Source organism: Hyphomonas polymorpha PS728 (assembly GCF_000685315.1).
Lineage (GTDB): Bacteria > Pseudomonadota > Alphaproteobacteria > Caulobacterales > Hyphomonadaceae > Hyphomonas > Hyphomonas polymorpha.
The window spans coordinates 106,193-127,555 of sequence record NZ_ARYM01000013.1 but is presented as its reverse complement, the minus strand read 5'-3'; the positions used below and the strand labels follow the sequence as shown (position 1 = coordinate 127,555).

Here is a 21,363-nt window from a genome sequence, read left to right as displayed (position 1 = left end):
TCTCCCATCCACACTCACTTAAGCGTTTTTTAGCCCCGCCCCATGATGGTGGAGGTTGAATACAGCCCGGCATGACGCGGATTGTGAGAGTAGGTACGCGATGACCCAGGAACTCAGACCCAAAATCGTTGTCTTTGGCGTGGGCGGTGCCGGCGGCAACGCTGTCAACAACATGATCGAAGCCAACCTTCAGGGCGTGGAGTTCGTCGTCGCCAATACCGATGCGCAGGCGCTGGCCCGCTCGCGCGCCGAAATGAAGCTGCAGCTTGGCCTGGAAACCACCGGCGGTCTCGGCGCCGGGGCGCGTCCCGAAATCGGCGCCCGCGCAGCTGAAGAATCGCTTGAGGAAATCCGCCTCCATCTGGAAGGCGCCCATATGGTGTTCATCGCCGCCGGCATGGGCGGGGGCACCGGCACCGGCGCCGCCCCGGTTATAGCGCGCGCCGCCCAGGAACTCGGCATCCTCACCATCGCCGTCGTCACAAAGCCCTTCGGTTTTGAAGGCAGCCACCGGATGAAGCTGGCCGAAGACGGCCTCGCCCGCATCCGCAGCCATGTCGACACGATGATCGTGGTGCCCAACCAGAACCTCTTCCGCGTCGCCAATGACCGCACCACCTTCGCGGACGCCTTCCGCATGGCCGATGACGTGCTCTATAACGGCGTGCGCGGCATCACCGATCTCATCGTCATGCCCGGCCTCATCAACCTCGATTTTGCAGACGTCGGCGCCATCATGACCGGTATGGGCACCGCGCTGATGGGCATGGGCGAAGCCAGCGGCGAAGGCCGCGCGCTGGAAGCCGCCCGCCGCGCCATCGACAATCCCCTCCTCGACGATGTCACGATCCGCGGCGCCAAGGGCGTGCTGATCAACATCACCGGCGGCTATGACATGACCCTGTTCGAACTGGACGAGGCCGCCAACGAGATCCGCCGTGAGGCAGACCCCGAAGCCAACATCATCATCGGCTCGGCCTTCGATACCGAGCTTGAAGGCACCATTCGCGTCTCCGTGGTCGCCGCCGGCCTTGATGAAGCTGCCCGGCGCCTGCCCGCCGCCCAGCCGGCCACCGCCAGCGTGCGCCAGCCCATCGCCGCCCCCGTCGAAGACGCCCCTGTCCCGCCCGAGCCGGAGCCCCTGATGGCTGAGCCGGACGTCGAAGAGATGCTCGAAACGGTCGCTGAAGCTGCCACCACAGAAGACACCCCCGCCAGCGCCCCGGAAGACGATGACCGCCCCGTCGTCATCACCCGCCCTCAGCCGGCCGCGCGCGCCGTGATCATCGACGACACCGCCGATGAGGAAGAGGAACCCACTACGCCGATGCCGTCGGTCTTCTCCAGCCGCAAGGATGCGCCCGCCGCCGACAAGCCGGCCCGCGAAGCGCCTTCGGCCGGCTTTGCCAACCTCTTCGGCTGGCGCCGCCCCACGCCCCAGGGCCAGAACGACACGTCCGATGTTCCGGCTGTTCCCAGCCAGATCGTCACCTCGCCGGACGACCATCCCAAACCGGCACCGTTCGACGATGCCGATCTCGAAATCCCGGCCTTCCTGCGCCGGTCGGCCAACAACTGATCTCCGTCTCCAATTTGGCCAGCGCGCGCCCGGACCTCGTCCGGGCGTGTCCGTATTTGTCCGAAACTGTCCGGATTTGTCCCGGATCTGTCTGAAACTGTCCCGGTGTGTCCCTTTGGAGACAGTTTTTGTAACATAAATGTCCCTTTATTTTCAGCACATTAGAACCAACCCACGCCCCATTTTGTAACAACACGCAATATCCCGTGTTTTGATGCTTGCCCCCACCCTTGCCAAATGGATTTCGAAGGCTGCGACAGGTGCAGCCGCCAGTCAGGTTGTTGGTTCAATGGTTGATATGCAACACACCCTCGCAAAGGCCGTCAGCTGCGCCGGTGTCGGCGTGCACAGCGGCGTGCGGGCCCGGCTGACTCTGAAACCTGCCCCGGCCGGCACCGGGATCGTCTTCGTCCGTACCGATGTTCCCAAGGGCACCGGCACTGTCCCCGCCCATGCCGAAACCGTCACCGATACCCAGCTCGGCACCACGATCAGCAATGAACACGGCGTTTCCGTCGCCGTCGTCGAACACCTGCTGGCCGCCATCGCCGGTCTCGGCATCGACAATCTCATCGTCGAGATCGACGCCCAGGAAGTGCCTATCATGGACGGCTCCTCCTCGGTCTTCTACGAGCTGATGATGCTGGCCGGCCTCAAGGCCCAGGGCGCCCTACGCCGCCGCATCCGCGTGCTGGAGCGCGTCGAAGTGGTCGATGGCCCCAAGCGCGCCTCCCTCTCCCCGGTCGCCGATGACAGCCTCACCATGCGCGCCCGCATCGAATACACCGACCAGACCATCGGCGTGCAGCAGATGGCCCTGCGCCTCCTGCCCGGCAGTTTCGCCCGCGATCTCGCCTTCGCCCGTACCTTCGGCTTCGCCCGCGATGTCGACATGCTCCGCGCCATGGGCCTTGCCCGCGGCGGCTCGCTCGAAAACGCCGTGGTGATCGACGATAACGGCATCATGAACCCGGAAGGCCTGCGCGTGGAGGATGAGTTCATCCGCCACAAGATGCTCGATGCCGTGGGCGATCTGATGCTCGCCGGCGCCCCCATTGCCGGTGCCTATGAGGCTGTCCAGCCCGGCCATGGCATCAATAACAAGCTGGTGCGCGCCCTGCTCGCCAACCCGACGGCCTGGTGCTGGGAAGAAGCCGGTTCGCGCGCTGAAGCGGCCGAAGACGTACGCGCCGCCGTCTGAGCCTGCCTCTGATCTGGCGCCCGCGCCTCAGGCCTGGCCGCTGATCCCGCCATTGGCGGCTTGCCGGGCCGGCGCAGCCTCACTGTCGCCGTCAACCTCCCCCCCGCCGGACAAAGCCCGCATCAGCGCCATCAGATGGCTGCGCACGCGGTCGTCCTCGATCCGGGAAAAATTGCGCACCAGCTCGATCACCGCGCGGGAAGAGTTGCCGGGTTCATCTGCCGCCTCGGCCATTCCAAAGAACCAGCCCGGCAGAACTTCCAGCACTTCGGCAATCTGGGCCAGCCGCCCGGCGCTGACCCGGTTGGCGCCGGTCTCGTATTTCTGGATCTGCTGATACGAAATGCCCAGCGCGTCGGCCACCTGGTCCTGCGTCAGCCCAAGTAGTATTCGCCGCCGGCGCATTCGCTCGCCCACCTGACGGTCCACCTGGTTTGCATCGCTCAGTTTGATCGGTCTCATGGAGGTACCTGACTGCGCCAAAGCTAGCGGATGACCCACCCGAAAATCGGGTTCCGGCGCGTAAAGAAGAACCCTTATACGTGGCGAGCTAGTCCGCAACACCCTTCCGGCAAGGGCTGGGCCTCCCCAACCCGCGTACTCAGATGACAAACGGCCTTGGAAACCCCACACAATCCGCGCTAATCAAGCGGACGAAAAGTTCTGAGAGCGCGAGGCCGCACCGCATGTCGAAACTGACGCCCCTTCCCCTCGTGATTCTTGCCAGCGCCCTGATGGTGACGGCCTGCGCGTCGAGCCGCCGCAATCCCGAGCTGGCCTATGTCGAGCGCCCGGTGGAGCAGCTCTACAATCAGGGGACCGACCGGCTGGACCGGCGCGATTACACCCGCGCCAAGCTGTTCTTCGAGGAGGTCGAGCGCCAGCACCCCTATTCGGAATGGGCCCGCCGCGCGATGGTGATGTCGGCCTACGCGTCCTATCGCGCCCGCGATTACACCACCTCCATCTCCGGCGCGCAGCGTTATCTCTCGCTCCACCCCGGCGGCTCGGAGGCTGAATACGCCTATTATCTGATCGCGCTGAACTATTTCGACCAGATCACCGATGTCGGCCGCGACCAGGCGACCACCGAAAGCGCCCGTAACGCCTTTCTCGAGGTCATCCGCCGCTATCCCGAAAGCGAGTATGCCCGCGACGCCCGCGTTAAGCTCGACATGGTCAACGACCAGCTCGCCGGCAAGGAAATGACCATCGGCCGCTGGTATCTGCGCTCCAATCAGACGCTGGCCGCCGTCAACCGCTTCCGCCGCGTGGTGACAGAGTATCAGACCACGTCTCACTCCGAAGAAGCGCTTCACCGCCTGGTGGAAGCCTATCTCACCCTCGGCCTGCGCGATCAGGCGCTCGCCGCCGGCGCCACGCTCGGCCACAACTATCCGGGCAGCGACTGGTACAGGATGAGCTACCAGCTGCTGACCAATGAAGGGCTGAACCCAGACGCCGTGGACGACACCACCCGCCGCAGCTTCCTTCAGCGCCTGATCCCCGGCGGCAACTAACCACCGGGCCGCTTGGCCCATCAGGCCTCGCCGATCAGGGCCAGCCAGTCATCTTCCGTCATCACCGTGAGGCCAAGCTGCTCGGCCTTGGCCAGCTTTGAGCCTGCCCCGGGCCCGGCGACGACAATGTCCGTCTTGGCCGATACCGACCCGGCCACCTTTGCGCCCAGCGCGCTCGCCCGCGCCTTGGCCTCATCCCGCGTCATCTTTTCCAGCGTTCCGGTGAACACCACGGTTTTCCCTGCCACCGGGCTGTCGGTTGCGGCAGGCACTTCGTCCTCCACCTCGACCTCCTGAAGCAGCGCCGCGAGCATTTCCCGGTTATGCGGCTCGCCCTCGAACGCCATCAGCGCGCGGGCCGCCGCCTGGCCGATGCCATCAATGCCGATCAGGTCGTTGTAGGCCTCGCTGCCCACCCCGCCCTCTTCGGCTGCCTTCACTGCCGCCCAGAAGCTCTGCCAGCTGAGGAAACTGCGCGCAAACTGGGAAGAGGTCGTCTGCCCCACATAGCGGATGCCGAGGCCATTGAGAAACCGCGCGAATGTCACCTTCCGGCGCGCATCGATCGCGTTGTAAAGCTTTTTCGCAGAGGCCGCGCCAAAGCCTTCCCATTCCTCCAGCGGCGGCAGGCCAGCCGCTTCGATATTCGTCTTCAGGCGGAATATGTCCTGCGGCGCCTTCAGCACACCCTTCTCGAAGAACAGCGCCACCTGCTTCTCGCCCAGACCGTCAATATCCAGCGCCTTGCGCGAGACGAAATGTTTCAGCCGTTCCACCGCCTGGGCCGGGCAGATCAGCCCGCCCGTGCAGCGCCGGCGCACATCCTCGCGGCCGGCGTCATCAATCTCGCGCACCGCCGCCGAGCCGCAGACCGGGCAGGTGTCCGGCATCGTCCAGACCGGCCCCTTCCCGGCTTCCACCACGCGCAGCACCTGCGGGATCACATCGCCCGCCCGCTGCACCTCCACCCGGTCGCCGGGCTTCACGCCAAGGCGGGCAATCTCATCCTCATTGTGCAGCGTGGCATTGGAGACCACCACGCCCCCCACGGTCACTGGCTCCAGCCGCGCCACCGGCGTCAGCGATCCCGTCCGCCCCACCTGAATATCGATACCCAGCAGCGTGGTGACCGCCTTCTCAGCGGGAAACTTGTGCGCAATCGCCCAGCGCGGCGCGCGGCTGACAAAGCCGAGCCGCTGCTGCCAGTCCAGCCGGTCCACCTTGTAGACCACCCCGTCAATGTCATACTCAAGGCCCGCGCGCTCCGCCTCGATTTCGGTATAATAGGAGAGAATCTCCTCCACCGTCTCGATACGGATCATGCGCGGATTGGTGACAAAGCCCCAATCGGCAAAGGCCCGGACCGCGTCCAGCTGCGTCTCCGCAAAGGGCTCGCTCGCCGCCGCCCAGGCATAGGCAAAAAAGCGCAGGGGCCGGGATTTGGTGATCTCCACATCCAGCTGCCGCAGGCTGCCGGCAGCGGCATTGCGCGGATTGGAAAAGGTCTTGCGCCCGGCGGCCGCCTCGCGCGCATTCAGCGCGGCAAAGTCGGACTTGGCCATATACACCTCGCCGCGAATCTCGATGCTCTCCGGCCAGCCTGCGCCTTTCAGCTTTGCCGGAATATCCTTCAGGGTACGGGCATTCTGGGTCACGTCCTCGCCCGTCTGACCATCCCCGCGCGTTGCCGCGCGCTTGAGCTTGCCCTTCTCATAGGTGAGGCTGAGGGAGAGGCCATCAATCTTCGGCTCGGCGGTAAAGGCCACCACCTCTTCGGCCGGCAGCCCCAGAAAGCGGCGGATGCGGGCGGCAAAGTCAGCCACATCTTCATCCGTGAACGCATTGTCGAGCGACAGCATCGGCGCGCTGTGGCGGGCCTTGGCAAAGCCGTCCCCGGCTTCGGCGCCCACCCGTTCGCTGGGGGAATCCTCGCGCTTCAGTTCCGGAAAGCGCGCCTCGATGGCAAGGTTGCGCTGGCGCAGGGCGTCATACTCGGCGTCGGTCAGCTCCGGCGCGTCATTCTGGTAATAGGCTGCATCTGCGTCCGCAATCGCCCTGGCGAGGCGCTCCAGCTCTGCCGCCGCTTCTGCCGGCGTCAGCGCCTCGACCGGTTTCTCCGCGCTCATGCATCCTCCATCAACCTCCCTGCTGCCGCGCGCGCCTCATCGGTGATTTCCGCGCCCGACAGCATGCGGGCAATCTCTTCCCGCCGTCCGCACGCGTCTAGCAAGCTGAGCTGTGTCTCGCCAGCCTCCGGAAGCTTTTCAATGAGCCAGTGATTGTCCGCTGCGGCGGCCACCTGCGGGCTGTGGGTTACGGCAAATACCTGCCGTGTCCGCGCCAGATGCTCGAACCGCTCGCCAATGGCGGCAGCCACCGCCCCGCCCACGCCCTGATCGGCTTCGTCAAAGATCAGCGTGCCCGCGCTGCCCGCTTCGGCGAGCGCGCATTTCAGCGCCAGCGATACCCGCGCCAGCTCCCCGCCCGAGGCCACCTTGCGCAGGGCGCCAAAGCCCGCGCCCGGATTGGTTTCCGCCTCGAACTCCACCCGCTCGGCCCCCGCCGCGCCCGCCTCTGCCTCGGCCAGCGGCGTCAGCGCCACCCGGATCGTCGCCCGGCCCAGCTTCAGCGGTTTCAGCTCCGCCGCAATCGCCGCTTCCAGCCGCCCGGCCGCGCCCTTGCGCGCCTGGGTCAGCCGGTGGGCCGCGCCATGCCAGCGGGCCCGCGCGGCGCTCTCCGCCGCCTCGGCCTTCTTCAGGCCAGCATCCCCCGCCTCCACCAGATCGAGCCGCCCGCGCAGCGCCTCCAGCCGGCCCGGCAGCAGCTCTGCCTCCCCGCCATATTTCCGCGCCGCCGCGCGCAGCGCAAAGAGACGCGCCTCCACCGCGTCGAGATCGCCCGACGCTTCGGGCAACGCCGCCAGCCGCGCCACCGCCAGCTCCGCCTCGCGCACCTCGATCAGTGCCCGCTCGATCGCCTCGGCGGCGGCCCGCGCGGTTTCGGCCAGCTGGCCCTCCCCGCTTTCAAAACCCGGCAGCCGGCAGATCCGCTCAGCCGCCCGCGCCGCCTTGCCGAGCGCCGTTTCAGACCCGCCTTTGGCGAGCGCCTCTTCGGCCTCGGCGACCGCTTCCTGAATGCGCTCGGCCTGCATCAGCCGCATGCGCTCTTCGCTCAGCCGCTCGGCCTCGCCCTTCTGCGGGGCCAGGCGCTCCAGCTCTTCCACCGAAGCCACCAGCCATTCGCGCGCTTCCCGCGCCGCGTCCTGCTCCGCCTTCAGCCGCGCCCGCTCGGCCCGCGCCGCGTCCAGCGCCTGCCAGGCAGCCGCGCATTCGGCCAGAAGCGCCTCATTGCCCGCAAACTGGTCCAGCAGGCGGCGATGGGAGGACGGCCGCATCAGGCTGGACGCAGCGTGTTGCCCGTGGATCTCCACCAGCAGGTCGCCCGCCTCGGCCAGCAGCGACGCGCTCACCGGCTGGTCATTGATAAAGCCACGCGCCGGCCCCTGCGCGCGCACCACACGTTTCAGCGTCAGCGTCTCGCCCGCTTCGGCGCCCACGCCCTGCCCGGCCAGCAGCGTCCAGACCGGATGGTCCCGCGCCACGTCAAATTCGGCCGCAACGCTTGCCTGCGCGGCGCCCGCGCGGATCACGCCCCGGTCGGCCGGCCCGCCCAGGGCCAGCGCAATGGCGTCCAGAATGATGGATTTGCCCGCGCCGGTTTCCCCGGTCAGAGCGGTGAAGCCTTCCCCCGGCGAAAGATCGAGCCGGGAAATAAGCACGAAATCACGGATAGAGACTGAGAGCAGCATGAAGGCGCTGATACCACGAGAACAAAATGAGAACAACCAGAATCATGGGCTTGCGTGCAGAGGCCACTTCGCCCCATCCTTGGCGTGTCGGGCGCTGCGGGGCGCATCAGGAGGCGGGGTGCAGATAAGGCGCGCGCAGATCATGGCAGGCTTCAAGGGCGCGGGGCTCGCAGCCATTGCGCTCCTCATCCTCTGCTTCTGGTATCTGGGCGCCGCCTGGCTGTCGGGAAAGCTGCCGCTCGGCGGGCGTGCCCAGGCCGACGAGCCGGGCGCCCCGGTCACCTATCTCTGCGAAGCGCCCTTCCACACCGACATCGCCCTCCCCCTGAACGATCCCCTGTTCGACTGGGCCGCCGAACTGAAAGACGAGCTGCCCGCCTGGCTGCCGCCGGACACCTACATCCTCTTCGGCTGGGGCGACTCGGTCTTCTTCACCCGCGTGCTGCAGCCCGAGGACATGACCCCCGGCCGTGTCCTCAGCGCACTGGCCGGCCTCAACGACACCGCCGTGCGGATCGTGCCCGTCGATGGCGGATCGGTGGACGAATTCTGCAATCCCATCGCCGTCGACAATAAAGGCCGCGCCGCGCTGATCGCGCATATCCGCGAGACGTTCGAGCGGGACAGCGCCGGCGAGCTGCGGATGATCCCGACGCCGGTGCCCGGCGAAATCCTGGTCCGCGCCCGGGGCCGCTACAGCATGTTCAACACCTGCAACCAATGGACGGCAGCCGCCCTCGGCAAGGCCGGCCTGCCCCGCGCCTTCTTCGCCCCCTTCGCATGGAACGTTACGTCACCCTTGCAAGGCCGCCTGGAGACAGATACCGAGGAGGTAACTCTATACAACTAGATTAATGGGAGGAGTTAGAATGATTGGTCCAAATGGCCGCCCCTGTCCGGAATGGTTCGCCAAGCCCCAGCTCGGCATCTTCATTCACTGGGGCATGTTCACGATCCCCGCCTGGGCCCCGCGCGGCCGCGCCATCCACGAGCTTCACGGCGACGACTATTACATGAGCGCGGTGATGACCCCCTATTCGGAATGGTATGACAATGCCGTCCGCGTCGAAGGCAGCGAAACGCGCAAACGCCATCTCGAGCTTTACGGCGACAAGCCCTATCAGGACTTCTTCCCCGAATTCGACGCTCTCTCCCAGAAATTCGATGCCAATGAATGGGCCGATTTCTTTGTCGAATGCGGCGCCACCCACTGCGTCTTCGTCACCAAGCATCATGACGGCCTCTGCCTCTGGCCGACGGAAGTGGAAAATCCCCACCGCCCCGGCTGGCACACGGAGCGCGACTTTGTCGGCGAACTCGCCGATGCCGTCCGCGCCCGCAGCCTGCGCTTCGGCCTTTATTATTCCGGCGGCCTCGACTGGACCTTCCGAGACACACCGATTGCCAATCTCGGCGACATGTTCGCCGCCGTCCCCACCGAGCAGGACTACCGCGACTACGCCCTCGCCCAGGCCAAGGAGCTGATCGACCGCTACAAGCCCTCGATCTTCTGGAACGACATCTGCTGGCCCAATGGCGAGGATGTGCCCGTCCTGCTTGACTATTATTACAAGGCCGTGCCCGACGGCGTCACCAATGACCGCTGGCTGGGCGCGCACGACTTCTTCAACTCCCTGCGCAATGACGAGGTCCGCAAGGGCTTCAACGACATGATGAAGGAACGCTCTGCAGGCGGCTCGCAGGAGGAAACCCCTGCCCCGTATGCGGACTATCGTTGCGTCGAATTCGGCCTAGGCGTCGTGCCCAAGGAACACAAATGGGAAGCCTGCCGCGGCCTTGGGCTCGGCTTTGGCTACAACTCCGCCGAAATCCCGGAAGACTACATGACCAGCGACGAGGTGATCGCCCTCTACAAGGACGTCACCTCAAAGCGCGGCAACCTGCTGATCAATATCGGCCCCCTCGCCGACGGCACGATCCCCGATCTGCAGAAGACACCGCTGCGCGCGTTGGGCCAGTATCTGAAGGGCTAGCACAAGTCCGCACCTGGCCGGCCAAGGGCCTGCCTGTCCCCTCCGGTGGCATCTCCGGAGGGGCTTCTGTTTGGACACGACCTATCTGCATCCAAGTCCTGCAGCCTGGAGGGATGGGGACTCTTCTTTTTAATTGATAAAAGTTTTTTTCTATGATTTATTAATTTAAACTTGGAGCCAGCCCCGATGCGCCGATTGCTACCCCCCGCCCTCTGGTTGATCTGCCTGGCTGCTATGGGCGCTGCCACCGCTGCGGGTCTTGTCATCCGCCCCCTTCCCGCCCCCTGGCCGCTCACCGGTTGGCTATTGTTTGCCTTAGGGTTCGGGCTCACCTTTCTCGCCGCCCGCCAGTTCCGGCTTGCCCGCACCAACATCAACACTTTCGAAGCTCCCGGCACGCTAGTCACCACCGGCCTCTTCGCGGTCAGCCGTAATCCGATGTATCTGGGCTTCACCCTTGCGCTGCTTGGCGCCGCCATTGGCCTCAACAATGCCTGGGCGCTGATTCCGGCGGTCATCTTCTTCCTCGTTGCCGCGCTGCATTATATTCCGTATGAAGAGCGCGCTGCCGCAGCGATCTTCGGCGAGGCCTATACCGCCTACTGCCGCCGCGTCCGCCGCTGGATCTGACGATGGCACGCCCCAAGCCCGACGAAACCTCCATCCGCGAACAGCTGCTCTCAACCGCCGAGAGTCTCCTGTCCTATTACGGCGCCGGGAAAGTTACAGTAACGGACATCGCAGCGGCCTGCGGTATGTCCCAGTCAAACGCCTACCGCTATTTCCCGTCAAAAGCCTCGCTCATGGCCGCGCTCGGCAAGCGCTGGTTTGCCGAGGTGGAAGCCATGACGGATGAGATCATCGCCCGCTACGCGCCGCCGCGCGAGAAACTTCGCGAGATCATCCTGGCGACATTTCAGATCAAGCGGGCAAGGCTGGAGGCTGACCCCGGCCTCTTCGCCGCGTATATGGAACTTGCTGCCGCCAACGCCTGGACCGTTTCTACGTATACGGAGGAACGCAACCGGAAGATCACGGCCCTTGTCGCCGCTCACCTTGCAAGCACAGGCCAGCCTGCCTCGCAGGCCGCGCAGCGTGCCCAGACCGTGCTGGACGCCACGGTCCTCATCCGCGATCCAAACCTCATTCAGCACTATCGCGCCGAGTTGACCGACGAGCGCGCCGAACGCCTCGCCGCCTTCGCGCTGACCCTGCTGGACATCGGCCGGGCTAGCTAAGCCCTACCCCGCCCGCTCCACAACATCCGCCACCGGGCGGCGCCGCGCGCCGTGCCGGCCCTTGAAGCGCACCTTCTGGCCCACCCGCACATACACCCGCCCCGGCGCCAGCCTGAACTGTACCGGGCTTTTCACCCGGTCACACCGGATAAGACCCACGGCCTTGTACCGGTCAAGATGGATCACATTGCCCGGCACCCATTCGTCCGGGTCAAGATCAGGCCCCCGGGCCGGGCCGGACGCGGCCTGCGCCAGCATCACCAGGGCCGGGCCGTCAGACAGGGCCACCGGCGCGGCGCCTGCCACGGTCAAGGGCGCCTTCGCTCCGCGCCCGCCGGCCAGCCGCGCAATCACCGCCAGCGCCAAGACCAGGATCACCGCCCCCGCCAGCCCCACCACCAGCATCCGCGCCGTCTCATCCCACGCCGCCGGCAACAGCGACGTCACCGGGCTCAGTATTTCCTGAATATCCAAGTCTGCCTCCCTCAAGCAGGATCAAGGATTAGATCGCCGCCCGCCGCCGCCAAGCACCGCCGCGATATTCGGCAACCGGAAACCCCGCGCTGCCTGATTTTCAGGCAGCGCCTGCGCCCCCGCCCTGCCGCGCTATTGCGGACACATGGCGTCGATGCGCGCCTTGTTCTCTTCAAAGGTCACCTGGATGTCGAAGGCCGCCCGCCGCGCATTCACCTCTTCTGCCGGCGCTTCGATTTCAAACGCCACCCAGTCGCCCGGCCCCATACATCTGCCCTGCGTGCCAAAGCGTTGCGGCCGCTCCTGCGCCACTGCCACACGGTCCCACAGATAGGCGTAATTGTTCCGGTTCACGTTCCCGGTCTCAAGCAGGGGCGCCATCTTCTCCAGCGCCATCTGCTGGAAGGCGGGGGTCTGGTCGGCATGCTGTGTCAGCAGCCAGATATTGCTGGCCGTATCGGCGCCCACCTCCTCCACCGTCCACCAGCGTCCGCCGCGCGCCTCGAGTTCGCGCTGCAGAAACGCCGTATTGTCGAGATCGGTGCGGACAAGCGCGCGCATTATCCGGTCCCCGAAGGCTGCCCCGCCTTCCTCGTCCAGCTCAAACCCCAGGCGCGCGGCCAGCGCAACCGGCGCCTCCGGGGTCATCGGTCCATCCATGCGCCCATACTGATCCAGCGCCACGCGCCGGTAGACCTCCTTCACAAACGGGTCATCGCTTTCGTCGGAAGTCTGTTGGTAGTCTCTCATCTTCTGATGCCAGTCGAGGAAGGGCGCCTTCTCTCCTGCAAGGATGGCATCGCGCTCGGCGGTCCATGCCGCCAGCACTTCATCAGCCTGCGGATGAGGCGCCGGCGGCGTCGCCAGCCAGTCGCTGAGATCCAAGTTCGCTTTGGGCTTTTTTTCCTCTTCGGCCGCCTCGGGCGCGGCCTCTTCCGGCGGCGCGGCAGGCTCCCCCGCAAAGGAGGGCGCCGCAAACCCGCCGAGCGCCGCCATCACCAGACCCATCAGATAATACCGCATCCCTCAGCCCTCCTGATCTCCAGAGAAAACAGTCTAGCCGGGCATATCCCCAAGACAAGGAAATAATTGCTACCTTAACGATGAATAATGATTATCCTGAAACAAAACGCCCCAGCCTTTCGGGCCGGGGCGCTCGTGACTTTCTGTGATCGCGAAATCAGATCTTCGCGCACGCCTTCTTCAGCCAGTCTTTCACCTCGCCGTCGAGCTTGCGTCCGAGCAGTTTCAGAACGCGCTTGTGATAGTCGTTCACATATTTGCGCTCTTCCTTCGTCAGCATCTTCACATCGATCAGATCACGGGCGAGCGGCGCAAAGGTCAGGCATTCAAAGCCGAGCATCGCAATTTCCCCGCCCGGAATATCCTCCGCAGGCGTCACATATTGCAGGTTCTCGATGCGGATGCCGTATTCCCCGGCTTTGTAGAAGCCCGGCTCGTTGGAAACGATCATCCCCGGCATCAGCGGCACAGGGTTCCACGGCTTGGCAATCCGGTGGGGCCCCTCATGCACGCCGAGGTAAACCCCCACGCCGTGGCCCGTGCCATGCTGATAATCCAGCCCTGCCTGCCACAGCGCATGGCGCGCCAGCACGTCCAGATGCGTGCCCGTCGTGCCCGGCGGAAAGCGCACGGTGGCCAGCGCAATATGCCCTTTCAGCACGCGGGTATAATTTGCGCGCATTTCCTCCGTAGGCGTCCCGATCGGCACGGTGCGCGTCACATCCGTCGTGCCGTCCAGATACTGCCCGCCCGAATCGATCAGGAACAGCGATCCGCGCGCCAGCTTGCGGTCAGAGGCCGTGGAAACCCGGTAATGCGGCAGCGCGCCATTCGGCCCCGCCCCCGAAATCGACGGGAAGGAAAGATCATTGAGATTGCCCAGCTCCTCGCGGAACGCTTCCAGCTTCACCACCGCGTCAATCTCGGTCACTTCCCCGCTCTGCGCTTCGGTGTCCAGCCAGTGGAGGAACTTCGTCAGGGCAATACCATCGCGCGCATGCGCCGCCGTCGTGCCCTTGATCTCCGCCGCGTTCTTGCACGCCCGCGGCAAGGCCACCGGGTCGCGCTGACGCAGGATATTGGCGCCCGCGTCCTTCAGCGCGTCGAAGAACCAGGCCGAGGCCACATCCGGGTCCAGGCTGACGGTCTTGCCCGAAAGGCCTTTAAGCCCCTCGTCCAGCTTGCTCAGAGGGCGGAGCGTTACCTTGTTGCCCAGATGCCGGCGCAGCGCGGCGTCGGTCTTCTCCTCGTCGATGAAGAGGTCCGCCGAGCCATCGGCATGCAGGATCGCCCGCCCCAGCGGCAGCGGCGTACAACTCACGTCCCCGCCGCGAATATTGAACGCCCAGGCGAGCGAGGCCGGCGAGGTCAGCACCGCCGCGTCCGCCCCGTCGCGGGCCAGCTGCGCGCCAACCGCTTCCAGCTTATCGGTATGCGCCACGCCCGCATGTTTTACCGCCTGGGGCACCACCTTCGCCATCGGCTGGGGCGGACGGTCCGTCCACGCCGCATCGATCGGGTTCTCGCTAACCGCCACCAGCTCCGCCCCGGCTTTCGCCGCCGCTGCCGCCAGCGCGGCCACATCATTCGGGCTCATCAGGCGCGGGTCATACCCCACCTTCTTGCCCGCAAGGCTCTGCTGCGCCAGCCAGCCGAACGCGCCGGGGTCGGGAATCCCCACCACCTCAAACAGCGCCGGGTCTGTCTGGTCGCCAGCCTGCAGCGTGTAGCGCCCATCGGCAAACAGCACCGCCTCGCCCGCAAACACGAAGGCCGAGCCGAACGAGCCGGTGAACCCGCTCATCCAGGCGAGGCGCTCATTTGCGTCCGGCAGGTATTCGTTCTGATATTCATCGTCATGGGGCACGTAGAAGCCGTCGAGGCCCTGGCGCGCCAGTTCACGGCGAAGCAGCGGAAGATGGGCCCGGCCGTCCTGCGGCCCGCCCTTGATGTCGAATGTCTGTCTCATGCCCTTTCATAGCGCCAAGTCGTCGCGCCGGAAAGCAAGCAAGCTATGCAAATAAACATGGAAAAATGTCACTTTCCATACTGTTTTGTTTAGCTCGCACCCTATATAGGCCGCACACAGACATTGCTGCGCCGCAGCAAAACAAGAATTAACAAGGCATTAACATGAAAACCGAAATTAACCTCTCGCAATCGGCCGATATGGTGATCGAGAGCGTCCTGCGCCCGGCAATGGACACCCAGGCTGCAACTGCTGCTGCGCCCGCCGCGCATGAAAGCGCCCGCGACGCCCTCGTCCGCCTCAACATCCTGGCCCGCCGCCAGCAACGCTGGGATCGCCGCGCCGCCCGCGCGTCCTGATCCGTCCTTATTCTCCTGCCGCCCCGCACCCTCCCATCGGGGGCGGCAGCTGACGATCGCCCGGCCATGCGTCCTCCCCCACGCGCCGGCGCGATCCCCTCCCCGCCCATCCCTCCCCCAGGGATGGGCCGGAGGGCTAAGGGGGCCTCTCTTTAATTCTGAAAATCCGAAGGGCCCGAGCCCTTCACCCCTTCTTCCGGAACACCAGCGTTGACCAGCCGTCGCGCTTGATGCGTTTCTGGAAGAGAAGGTTGTGCCCCTCATAGGCGGCGCGCACCGGCGCGGCCTGATGGTGGAGCAGTCCGGAGAGGATGATCGTCGCGCCCGGCGCCGAAAGCTGCTCGATCTCTCCGGCAAGGCCAATGAGCGGCTTCATCAGGATGTTGGCAAACACCGTATCATAAGGCCCCGCCTGCCGGATCGCCGGATTGTTGGCGCCTGCCACATGATGCACGAAGAAGCGGCTCACATGGTTCTTCTTGGCGTTCTCGCGCGCCACGAACACCGAGTCCCGGTCAATGTCAGTGCCAGAGGCCATCTCCGCGCCCACTTTCAGCGCCGCAATCGCCAGCACGCCTGATCCCGTGCCCAGGTCCAGCACGCGCCCCGGCTTGCGATAGCGCCGCGCCTCCGCCAGTGCCAGGAGGCAGCCCAGCGTGGTGCCATGATGGCCCGTGCCAAAGGCTGGGCCTGCTTCGATCAGTACAGAGATTTTTCCCGGCGAGGATTGGGTCAGCGCATGGCTGCCCGCCACCACGAACGGCCCGGCATTGACCGGCGGCAGCCCTTCCAGCGACAGCGTCACCCAGTCCCGCTCGACAATCTCCTCGATCCGCGCGGTCAGCTCCGGCGCGGCTTCCTCGATGAGGGCGACGCATTCTTCGGCCTCTTCCAGCGTTTCGCAGAAGGCGTCGATCCGCCAGGCGCCGCGCGCATCTTCCTTGGCATCAACCGCGCCTGCGGGCGAAGGGTCCGCCCAGGCGAGCGCCTCCCATGCCGTTTCCACTGGCCCCCGCGGGCCTCTTGCCGTGATCTGGTACATGGACGCGGCGCTTAGCAGGCCGCCCCCGCCTTGGGAAGCGGGCATAAAATCTCAGCTACACAGGCAAAAACGGCTCGATTGCTCCAAAGCCCTTGGTCTTTTTGAAATCCATAGCAGTGCGGAAGTTCCGGAGCGCGTCTGAAGGGTCGATTGTTCTAAGGTTCAAATTTATAAATGTCGGTCTTACAAACTGAACCGACAGGATCGGCGTCGCCGTCTTGTGGCCGGTTGCGCTATTAAGCATTTGCGATACGCAGGTGACCCAAACTTCGTTTGCGGGAAGTATATGAAACGTATCGCCTGCAACTTTCAACGCTACACTGGCCACGTAGTCCTGATACATCTCATTGAAGCGGCCAACGGTCATCTTTTTCTCAGAATGCTTCCCACTGGCCAGCAATCTGCGCTCGAATGCAGGCACAATGCTATCGTCATGCACCGCAACAATCGCGTGTAACCTGCCATCAGAAAATTTATACGAAACCCCTGACCCAATCAGATCATTCTGAGTGAATTCGTTGTGTTCCTTTATAACTTCAATCCAAGCCTGCTCGTCTCCGGCCAAAACGCGGTTGGCAAAGGCCGCTTCGCTCTCCCACTCCCGCAACACCAGCGGATAACCTTCTTGGGCCACCTGAAAATCGGCCTCGTCAGCAGTCTTCGCCTCAAGTAGTTTCTGTTCAAGTTTCAATCTTACTTTCCCTGCGCCACCTTGAAAAAGATGACCGAAAGACGGACGAAAACGTGACAGCTCCGCCTCCGCCATATTAGTCCGCGTACGATCCATAACCGGCATCGGCGGCGGCTGACTCACTGCGATGGCCGCCCAATCGATTGCATCAGCCAAATCAACGTGAACCGAAATGAGCGATGCTACATACTCTTCCCAAGCATCAACGGCTTGAGCGGAAAGTTGAAGACGCTGATCCCTCTCGACAAGCGCTTGCATTTTGACAGCAGCCCGATGACGACGCTGCGCATCTCGCTCGGCCGCTCGAACAGCTGCTCCAATTGAGCGCATTGTTCCTCGCCACCCCATTTGCCCTCCATCCGCAAAATCAACTCAAATCAATCTATAAGAGCAGAATTTTCTCGACCAACCGATTTCTTGAGAAAACCCCGCCCCCATCCTAACAAAGTTTAACACAACCTATGCGGGCTCGCGGCGTTGGTCCCGTACAGCAACCCCGAAAAAAAAGGAGACGACCTTTATGCCGACCCCATCCGGACATACCAGCGCTATCCCCGCCAGCCGCACGATCGGCACCTCCGTCTACAACACTGCCGGCGACAAGATCGGCAAGGTGGAAGACGTGATGCTCGACAAGCTCGATAACTCCATCCTGTATGCTGTTGTCGGCTTTGGCGGCTTCCTGGGCATGGGCGAGAAGTACCATCCCGTTCCGTGGTCGACGCTCGACTACAACAAGGACAAGGATGGCTATGTCGTGCCTTTCACCAAAGAGCAGCTGGAAGCGGCCCCGGCCGATTCCATCGAACAGCTGACCAAGAATGACGGCTACGCCGCCCGCGACGCGGCCTACAACTACTACAAGGTCCAGCCCTACTGGCTCTGATCCCCTGCCAGTAGAGCCTGGATAGAAGGCGGTGGCCCCGGCCACCGCCTTTCCTTTTGCTCCGGGCCCCCAATTCAAAAAATTGCCGTTTTTCGATAAAAAGTTCTGGAAACGCTCCCGCCAGTTCCTATATGATAATCGATAAGACAGCAGAGGAGCCGAAAATGGCCTTCACCACCGAAGACATGATCCTGATCGAGCAGCGCGCCGCCAATGAGAAGAAGAGCGCCGGCGCCGCCTATCTGCTCTGGTTCTTCCTGGGCTGGATCTCGGCGCACCGCTTCTATCTCGGCAAGCCGGTCACGGCGGTCCTGCAGATCGTCAGCTATTTCTTCCTCATCGGTTTTGTCTGGTGGGTGCTGGATCTCTTCCTCATCCCGGCGATCATCGAGCAGAAGATGGATGCCGCCCGCTCCGACGCGGCCTGGTCCATCCGCCGCAGCCGCTACGCCTGACAAGGGCAATACCCCAGCGGCTGCCCTCCTCCCACAGTCGCGCCCCAAGGCCCCGGAGCTTCCCGCTTCGGGGCCTTTTCCATTTCAGCGGCGCCCTCAGGGGCCAGAGATGTGAAGCATCCACCGGTCAGCAAGGGTATATGCATCGGCAACCGCCAGGGTGGTCTGACCGTCTCCGGTGAAGAACACGTGGATCGGCTGGCTCGTCACCGGCCCGGATGGCCCGGAAACCGAAGGAATATCCCAGTAGCCCGTCCGCTCGAACGTCGTATCGGCGTAGTAGTTGATACGGCCGATAACCCGGCCATCCGGCGCCAATGCCTGCTCGGCGGTCGCCCAAATGTTCCGCTCGGTCGAATGGTCCGCGCCATAAACGAACAGAGCGTCCTGAAGGCTGTCCCGATAGAACATGTCAACGCTCTGATCGGCCGATGTGTTGAATACATTTCCGCTGGCTGCCAGGATGGCATCGCCATCCTCACTGATCCAGACATTTCCGTGCACGGCATAATGTCCGTGATACGGAAATCCACCGGTGGGGCTGCCGGGCATGCCGGTGAGCAGCCACTTGTCCATGCGCGACGGTGACGTATCGACCGTCGCCGAATATGCCCAGTCCCCATTCGGATGCAGGCGCATCTTCGACCCCGCGCGCGCCATTCCGCCCGCCTGGGCCGTTCCTGTGGCGAAGTCTATCGATATCAAGCTGGTCCACTGATCCCGGTTGGGGATGAGATGGGCCCTTCCCCTCCGATCGAGTACGATGTCGCCCCAGTCTGCCGAATACTCCACCGATTGCACCACCCTGCCTGTCTGCAGATCGACCAGGCTCGCCATTCCCGGATGCGAGATGGCGGCCGTCCCCCCATCCGGCGAAATGCCGATCCTGTGCGCAACTCTCGGAAGTGCGAGGCGCGTCTCGGACAGATCGTCAAGCTGCAGCAGGCGCAGCTCCGCCTTGTCATCGGCTATGTATACGAACAAATTCAGCGCCTTGGAGAATTCCGCATCCGCCGGATGCCCATCCATCCGGTAGACCATCGGCGCGCCGCCAGCGGCCACATCAATGGTTACGGTGCGCGGCCCACTCTCGCGCGCCCCATCGCTGGCGGTGACCGACATCACATAGCGCCCGGCCACCACAGGGGTGAACTGCAGCGCCGGTCCTGTCATGTCCGTCAACACTAGCGAACTCATCGCCGGCTGGCTCGTCAGGCTCCAGCTGAAGGTCAGCGGATTGCCCTCGGGATCAAAACTCGCCCCCGCATCAATGCGCACAGGCCGCCCTGCCCGGCCCGCCGTCTGTGTCTGGACGATCAGCGTCGGCGGGAAATCCAGCACTTCGGTCGAAGGCGTCTTGAATCTGAGAAGATAGTATTCCTGCGGATTGGTCAGATGGTCCTGCGCCAGAATGTGGACCTCATCGCGGGTCTGGCTCGGATAAACCGCCTTGGCATACAATTGCCGCCCGCTGTCGGACTCCGGCAGCGTCAGGACACCCGACTGCTGGCCGGTCGCTGCATCAAATATCAGGATCTGCGGGCTGAGGCTGCTGCCTCCATTCTCGGGCACGACAAACCAACGATGGACGAAACGGCTGTAGGCCGCCTGCGCCACGCTCAGGCTCGCCCCACCCTGCCGGGTGAGCTGATATGCAAAGGTCATGTCCGCAAGCGGATTATCCCGGAGGCGCAGGGTCACCCCGCATTTGCTGAGCAGCGAATTTCCATCTGCGGCAACCCAGGCGTCGCCACAAAAGTAGTAATCACCGTGGTAAGGGGAATCGTTTTGCCCGAGGATTTGCCCCGCATCGAAACTTATACGTCTTATATCAGCTGGAGAAACATTCCGGTCGGCAAAATAGATACGGCCTCCAGACGGGTGCATCTGCGGGCCTGACCCCTCGAATATGCTGACATAGGATACCGATGCGACACCAGCCGGGCTTATGGTCATCACATTGCGCCAGGAACCGCCGCTGCTCCGTGTTGTATAAATATATCCGTCATCGGCAATTGCCACGGAATGCATACTGCCGCCCGCATCGTGGGTCGCCATCACGGTGTAGGTGGAAAGATCGATGACGCTCACCGATGTTTCGTGCGCGACAGCTGCCAGGGCCCCGTTGGGCGATATGGCAACAGACGTACCCACCGCCGGAAGCGTCGTCACCGCCGCCTCCCGCCCATCCCGGATCACCAAGAGGGCGCGCTCATGCACGCTCACGATCACGCCGCCGCCGGGCTGCTCGGCAATATGCCGGAACGGCGCATTGAGCGTCTGGACCGCGTAAGTTGACACGCGCACCGTCTCGGTTTCCACCACCGTGGAGGTGTATCCGTCACTCGCCTCCAGCGAGAAGGCATAGTCCCCCGCCACGTCAAAGTTCAGGGATACGACTGCGCCCGTGAAACTCTGGCGCAGGTTTGACGCGTTCGGCGCCCGCGTCAGCCGCCACGTGAATGTAAGCGGATGGCCATTCGCATCGCTGGAGCCGCCCGCATTCAGCAGCACCTCGTCCGCCACCGCCGGACGTGTGGCTGACACCTCCGCCACCGCCACTGGCGCATCATTGGTCAGGGTCACCGTCACGGTGTCGGTATTCTCGGCGCCCGCCGGATCAACCACGCGCAGGCCGATCACATAGCTGCCCGGCGCCATCGCATTGAGGCGCGCGAGCGGCACGCTCTCCCCGGTGATCGTGGCATCGGCCCCGGCCGGCTCGGACACGATGGACCAGACATAGGAAAGCGGATTGCCGTCGGGATCGGTGCTGGCGCTGCCGTCGATCTGATAGCCGGTTGGCACAATGGCGGCGGTGAAGTCCGGCCCCGCAGACGCCACAGGCGGGCGGTTGGCGGGTGGCGGGGTGACGCCTCCCCCGTTTCCGCCGCCGCCGCCGGGCGCGCCACCGGTGCCGCCGCCTCCGCCACCTCCCCCGCATGCAGCCAACAGAAAACCGAGCGCAGCAACCGCTGCCGCAATACCAACCCGCACAGAAAGCCCCTCGTTTAGATTGGACCATCCTCCTCAATAGTTGCGGACGCCGCAATCCCAAATTTGTGAAAATATTGCGCCAATACCCTGTCCAGATTGAAATAATTAATTATTCCCCACCGGCGCG

19 protein-coding genes are annotated in these 21,363 nt (G+C 64.0%); 10 read left to right on the top strand and 9 right to left on the bottom strand.

What is annotated here, in order from left to right; translation table 11 throughout:
* Positions 1 to 100 precede the first annotated feature (100 nt).
* Both ftsZ and lpxC read left to right on the top strand, forming a co-directional pair.
* Positions 101 to 1,579 carry a cell division protein FtsZ gene (gene ftsZ / locus HPO_RS12385; protein ID WP_035599184.1) on the top strand — a complete coding sequence of 493 codons (1,479 nt, stop codon included), beginning with the start codon at positions 101 to 103 and terminating at the stop codon, positions 1,577 to 1,579.
* A 289-nt stretch (positions 1,580 to 1,868) separates the two neighbouring features.
* On the top strand, positions 1,869 to 2,780 hold the full coding sequence (lpxC, locus tag HPO_RS12380) for a UDP-3-O-acyl-N-acetylglucosamine deacetylase (RefSeq protein ID WP_035599265.1): 912 nt from the start codon (positions 1,869 to 1,871) through the stop codon (positions 2,778 to 2,780).
* A gap of 27 nt (positions 2,781 to 2,807) precedes the next feature.
* Here the strand turns inward: lpxC and HPO_RS12375 are convergent, their stop codons facing one another.
* A complete protein-coding gene (locus HPO_RS12375; RefSeq protein ID WP_051612579.1) occupies positions 2,808 to 3,242 on the bottom strand; it encodes a helix-turn-helix domain-containing protein in 435 nt (144 codons plus the stop codon).
* 224 nt (positions 3,243 to 3,466) lie between these two features.
* On the opposite strand from HPO_RS12375, the gene HPO_RS12370 reads away from it, so the two are divergent.
* Positions 3,467 to 4,300: an outer membrane protein assembly factor BamD gene (locus HPO_RS12370; protein WP_035599181.1), complete on the top strand. Its 834-nt coding sequence runs from the start codon at positions 3,467 to 3,469 to the stop codon at positions 4,298 to 4,300.
* 20 nt (positions 4,301 to 4,320) lie between these two features.
* Here the strand turns inward: HPO_RS12370 and ligA are convergent, their stop codons facing one another.
* A complete protein-coding gene (gene ligA / locus HPO_RS12365) occupies positions 4,321 to 6,426 on the bottom strand; it encodes an NAD-dependent DNA ligase LigA (protein WP_035599178.1) in 2,106 nt (701 codons plus the stop codon).
* Complete coding sequence (locus HPO_RS12360; protein ID WP_035599175.1) at positions 6,423 to 8,108, bottom strand: DNA repair protein RecN; 1,686 nt, start codon at positions 8,106 to 8,108, stop codon at positions 6,423 to 6,425. Before HPO_RS12360 ends, ligA begins: the two co-directional genes overlap by 4 nt.
* Positions 8,109 to 8,250: 142 nt before the next feature.
* On the opposite strand from HPO_RS12360, the gene HPO_RS12355 reads away from it, so the two are divergent.
* From HPO_RS12355 to HPO_RS19810, 4 genes are all read left to right on the top strand, one after another.
* Complete coding sequence (locus HPO_RS12355) at positions 8,251 to 8,958, top strand: DUF2459 domain-containing protein (RefSeq protein WP_035599173.1); 708 nt, start codon at positions 8,251 to 8,253, stop codon at positions 8,956 to 8,958.
* A 19-nt stretch (positions 8,959 to 8,977) separates the two neighbouring features.
* On the top strand, positions 8,978 to 10,102 hold the full coding sequence (locus HPO_RS12350) for an alpha-L-fucosidase (protein WP_051612578.1): 1,125 nt from the start codon (positions 8,978 to 8,980) through the stop codon (positions 10,100 to 10,102).
* A 186-nt stretch (positions 10,103 to 10,288) separates the two neighbouring features.
* Positions 10,289 to 10,732, top strand: coding sequence for a methyltransferase family protein (locus HPO_RS12345; protein WP_035599170.1), 444 nt, complete (start codon positions 10,289 to 10,291; stop codon positions 10,730 to 10,732).
* 2 nt (positions 10,733 to 10,734) lie between these two features.
* Positions 10,735 to 11,340 (top strand): TetR/AcrR family transcriptional regulator, encoded by a 606-nt coding sequence (locus HPO_RS19810; protein ID WP_051612577.1) that lies wholly within the window; start codon positions 10,735 to 10,737, stop codon positions 11,338 to 11,340.
* Between the two features lie 3 nt (positions 11,341 to 11,343).
* Here HPO_RS19810 and HPO_RS19805 read toward each other — a convergent pair whose 3' ends face one another.
* The 3 genes from HPO_RS19805 to HPO_RS12320 form a co-directional block, all read right to left on the bottom strand.
* Complete coding sequence (locus tag HPO_RS19805) at positions 11,344 to 11,814, bottom strand: hypothetical protein (protein WP_051612576.1); 471 nt, start codon at positions 11,812 to 11,814, stop codon at positions 11,344 to 11,346.
* A 132-nt stretch (positions 11,815 to 11,946) separates the two neighbouring features.
* Positions 11,947 to 12,837, bottom strand: a complete 891-nt coding sequence (locus tag HPO_RS19800; protein ID WP_051612575.1) for a DUF6624 domain-containing protein — start codon at positions 12,835 to 12,837, stop codon at positions 11,947 to 11,949.
* 157 nt (positions 12,838 to 12,994) lie between these two features.
* Positions 12,995 to 14,806 carry an aminopeptidase P family protein gene (locus HPO_RS12320; RefSeq protein WP_035599164.1) on the bottom strand — a complete coding sequence of 604 codons (1,812 nt, stop codon included), beginning with the start codon at positions 14,804 to 14,806 and terminating at the stop codon, positions 12,995 to 12,997.
* A gap of 164 nt (positions 14,807 to 14,970) precedes the next feature.
* Between HPO_RS12320 and HPO_RS12315 the strand changes: the two genes are divergently transcribed.
* Positions 14,971 to 15,165, top strand: coding sequence for a hypothetical protein (locus tag HPO_RS12315; RefSeq protein ID WP_035599162.1), 195 nt, complete (start codon positions 14,971 to 14,973; stop codon positions 15,163 to 15,165).
* A 184-nt stretch (positions 15,166 to 15,349) separates the two neighbouring features.
* On the opposite strand, the gene HPO_RS12310 is transcribed toward HPO_RS12315, so the two are convergent.
* Positions 15,350 to 16,252 (bottom strand): 50S ribosomal protein L11 methyltransferase, encoded by a 903-nt coding sequence (locus tag HPO_RS12310; protein ID WP_035599159.1) that lies wholly within the window; start codon positions 16,250 to 16,252, stop codon positions 15,350 to 15,352.
* Between the two features lie 10 nt (positions 16,253 to 16,262).
* Positions 16,263 to 17,156, bottom strand: coding sequence for a hypothetical protein (locus HPO_RS12305; protein WP_157532807.1), 894 nt, complete (start codon positions 17,154 to 17,156; stop codon positions 16,263 to 16,265).
* A gap of 262 nt (positions 17,157 to 17,418) precedes the next feature.
* On the opposite strand from HPO_RS12305, the gene HPO_RS12300 reads away from it, so the two are divergent.
* Positions 17,419 to 17,784 carry a PRC-barrel domain-containing protein gene (locus tag HPO_RS12300; RefSeq protein ID WP_035599153.1) on the top strand — a complete coding sequence of 122 codons (366 nt, stop codon included), beginning with the start codon at positions 17,419 to 17,421 and terminating at the stop codon, positions 17,782 to 17,784.
* 164 nt (positions 17,785 to 17,948) lie between these two features.
* Positions 17,949 to 18,239, top strand: a complete 291-nt coding sequence (locus tag HPO_RS12295; RefSeq protein ID WP_035599252.1) for a TM2 domain-containing protein — start codon at positions 17,949 to 17,951, stop codon at positions 18,237 to 18,239.
* Positions 18,240 to 18,335: 96 nt separating this feature from the next.
* Here HPO_RS12295 and HPO_RS12290 read toward each other — a convergent pair whose 3' ends face one another.
* Positions 18,336 to 21,236 carry a PKD domain-containing protein gene (locus HPO_RS12290; protein ID WP_035599151.1) on the bottom strand — a complete coding sequence of 967 codons (2,901 nt, stop codon included), beginning with the start codon at positions 21,234 to 21,236 and terminating at the stop codon, positions 18,336 to 18,338.
* Positions 21,237 to 21,363: the final 127 nt, after the last annotated feature.

Bases quoted from the DNA above. Each gene is read 5' to 3' on its own strand.
- HPO_RS12355 (WP_035599173.1), top strand. From the start codon at position 8,251: ATGGCAGGCTTCAAGGGCGCGGGGCTCGCAGCCATTGCGCTCCTCATC.
- HPO_RS12300 (WP_035599153.1), top strand. From the start codon at position 17,419: ATGCCGACCCCATCCGGACATACCAGCGCTATCCCCGCCAGCCGCACG.
- HPO_RS12305 (WP_157532807.1), bottom strand. From the start codon at position 17,156: ATGCAAGCGCTTGTCGAGAGGGATCAGCGTCTTCAACTTTCCGCTCAA.
- HPO_RS12345 (WP_035599170.1), top strand. From the start codon at position 10,289: ATGCGCCGATTGCTACCCCCCGCCCTCTGGTTGATCTGCCTGGCTGCT.
- HPO_RS12310 (WP_035599159.1), bottom strand. From the start codon at position 16,252: ATGCCCGCTTCCCAAGGCGGGGGCGGCCTGCTAAGCGCCGCGTCCATG.
- HPO_RS12320 (WP_035599164.1), bottom strand. From the start codon at position 14,806: ATGAGACAGACATTCGACATCAAGGGCGGGCCGCAGGACGGCCGGGCC.
- HPO_RS12370 (WP_035599181.1), top strand. From the start codon at position 3,467: ATGTCGAAACTGACGCCCCTTCCCCTCGTGATTCTTGCCAGCGCCCTG.
- ftsZ (WP_035599184.1), top strand. From the start codon at position 101: ATGACCCAGGAACTCAGACCCAAAATCGTTGTCTTTGGCGTGGGCGGT.
- HPO_RS12360 (WP_035599175.1), bottom strand. From the start codon at position 8,108: ATGCTGCTCTCAGTCTCTATCCGTGATTTCGTGCTTATTTCCCGGCTC.
- HPO_RS19800 (WP_051612575.1), bottom strand. From the start codon at position 12,837: ATGCGGTATTATCTGATGGGTCTGGTGATGGCGGCGCTCGGCGGGTTT.
- HPO_RS12350 (WP_051612578.1), top strand. From the start codon at position 8,978: ATGATTGGTCCAAATGGCCGCCCCTGTCCGGAATGGTTCGCCAAGCCC.
- HPO_RS12315 (WP_035599162.1), top strand. From the start codon at position 14,971: ATGAAAACCGAAATTAACCTCTCGCAATCGGCCGATATGGTGATCGAG.
- HPO_RS12295 (WP_035599252.1), top strand. From the start codon at position 17,949: ATGGCCTTCACCACCGAAGACATGATCCTGATCGAGCAGCGCGCCGCC.
- lpxC (WP_035599265.1), top strand. From the start codon at position 1,869: ATGGTTGATATGCAACACACCCTCGCAAAGGCCGTCAGCTGCGCCGGT.
- HPO_RS12375 (WP_051612579.1), bottom strand. From the start codon at position 3,242: ATGAGACCGATCAAACTGAGCGATGCAAACCAGGTGGACCGTCAGGTG.
- ligA (WP_035599178.1), bottom strand. From the start codon at position 6,426: ATGAGCGCGGAGAAACCGGTCGAGGCGCTGACGCCGGCAGAAGCGGCG.
- HPO_RS19810 (WP_051612577.1), top strand. From the start codon at position 10,735: ATGGCACGCCCCAAGCCCGACGAAACCTCCATCCGCGAACAGCTGCTC.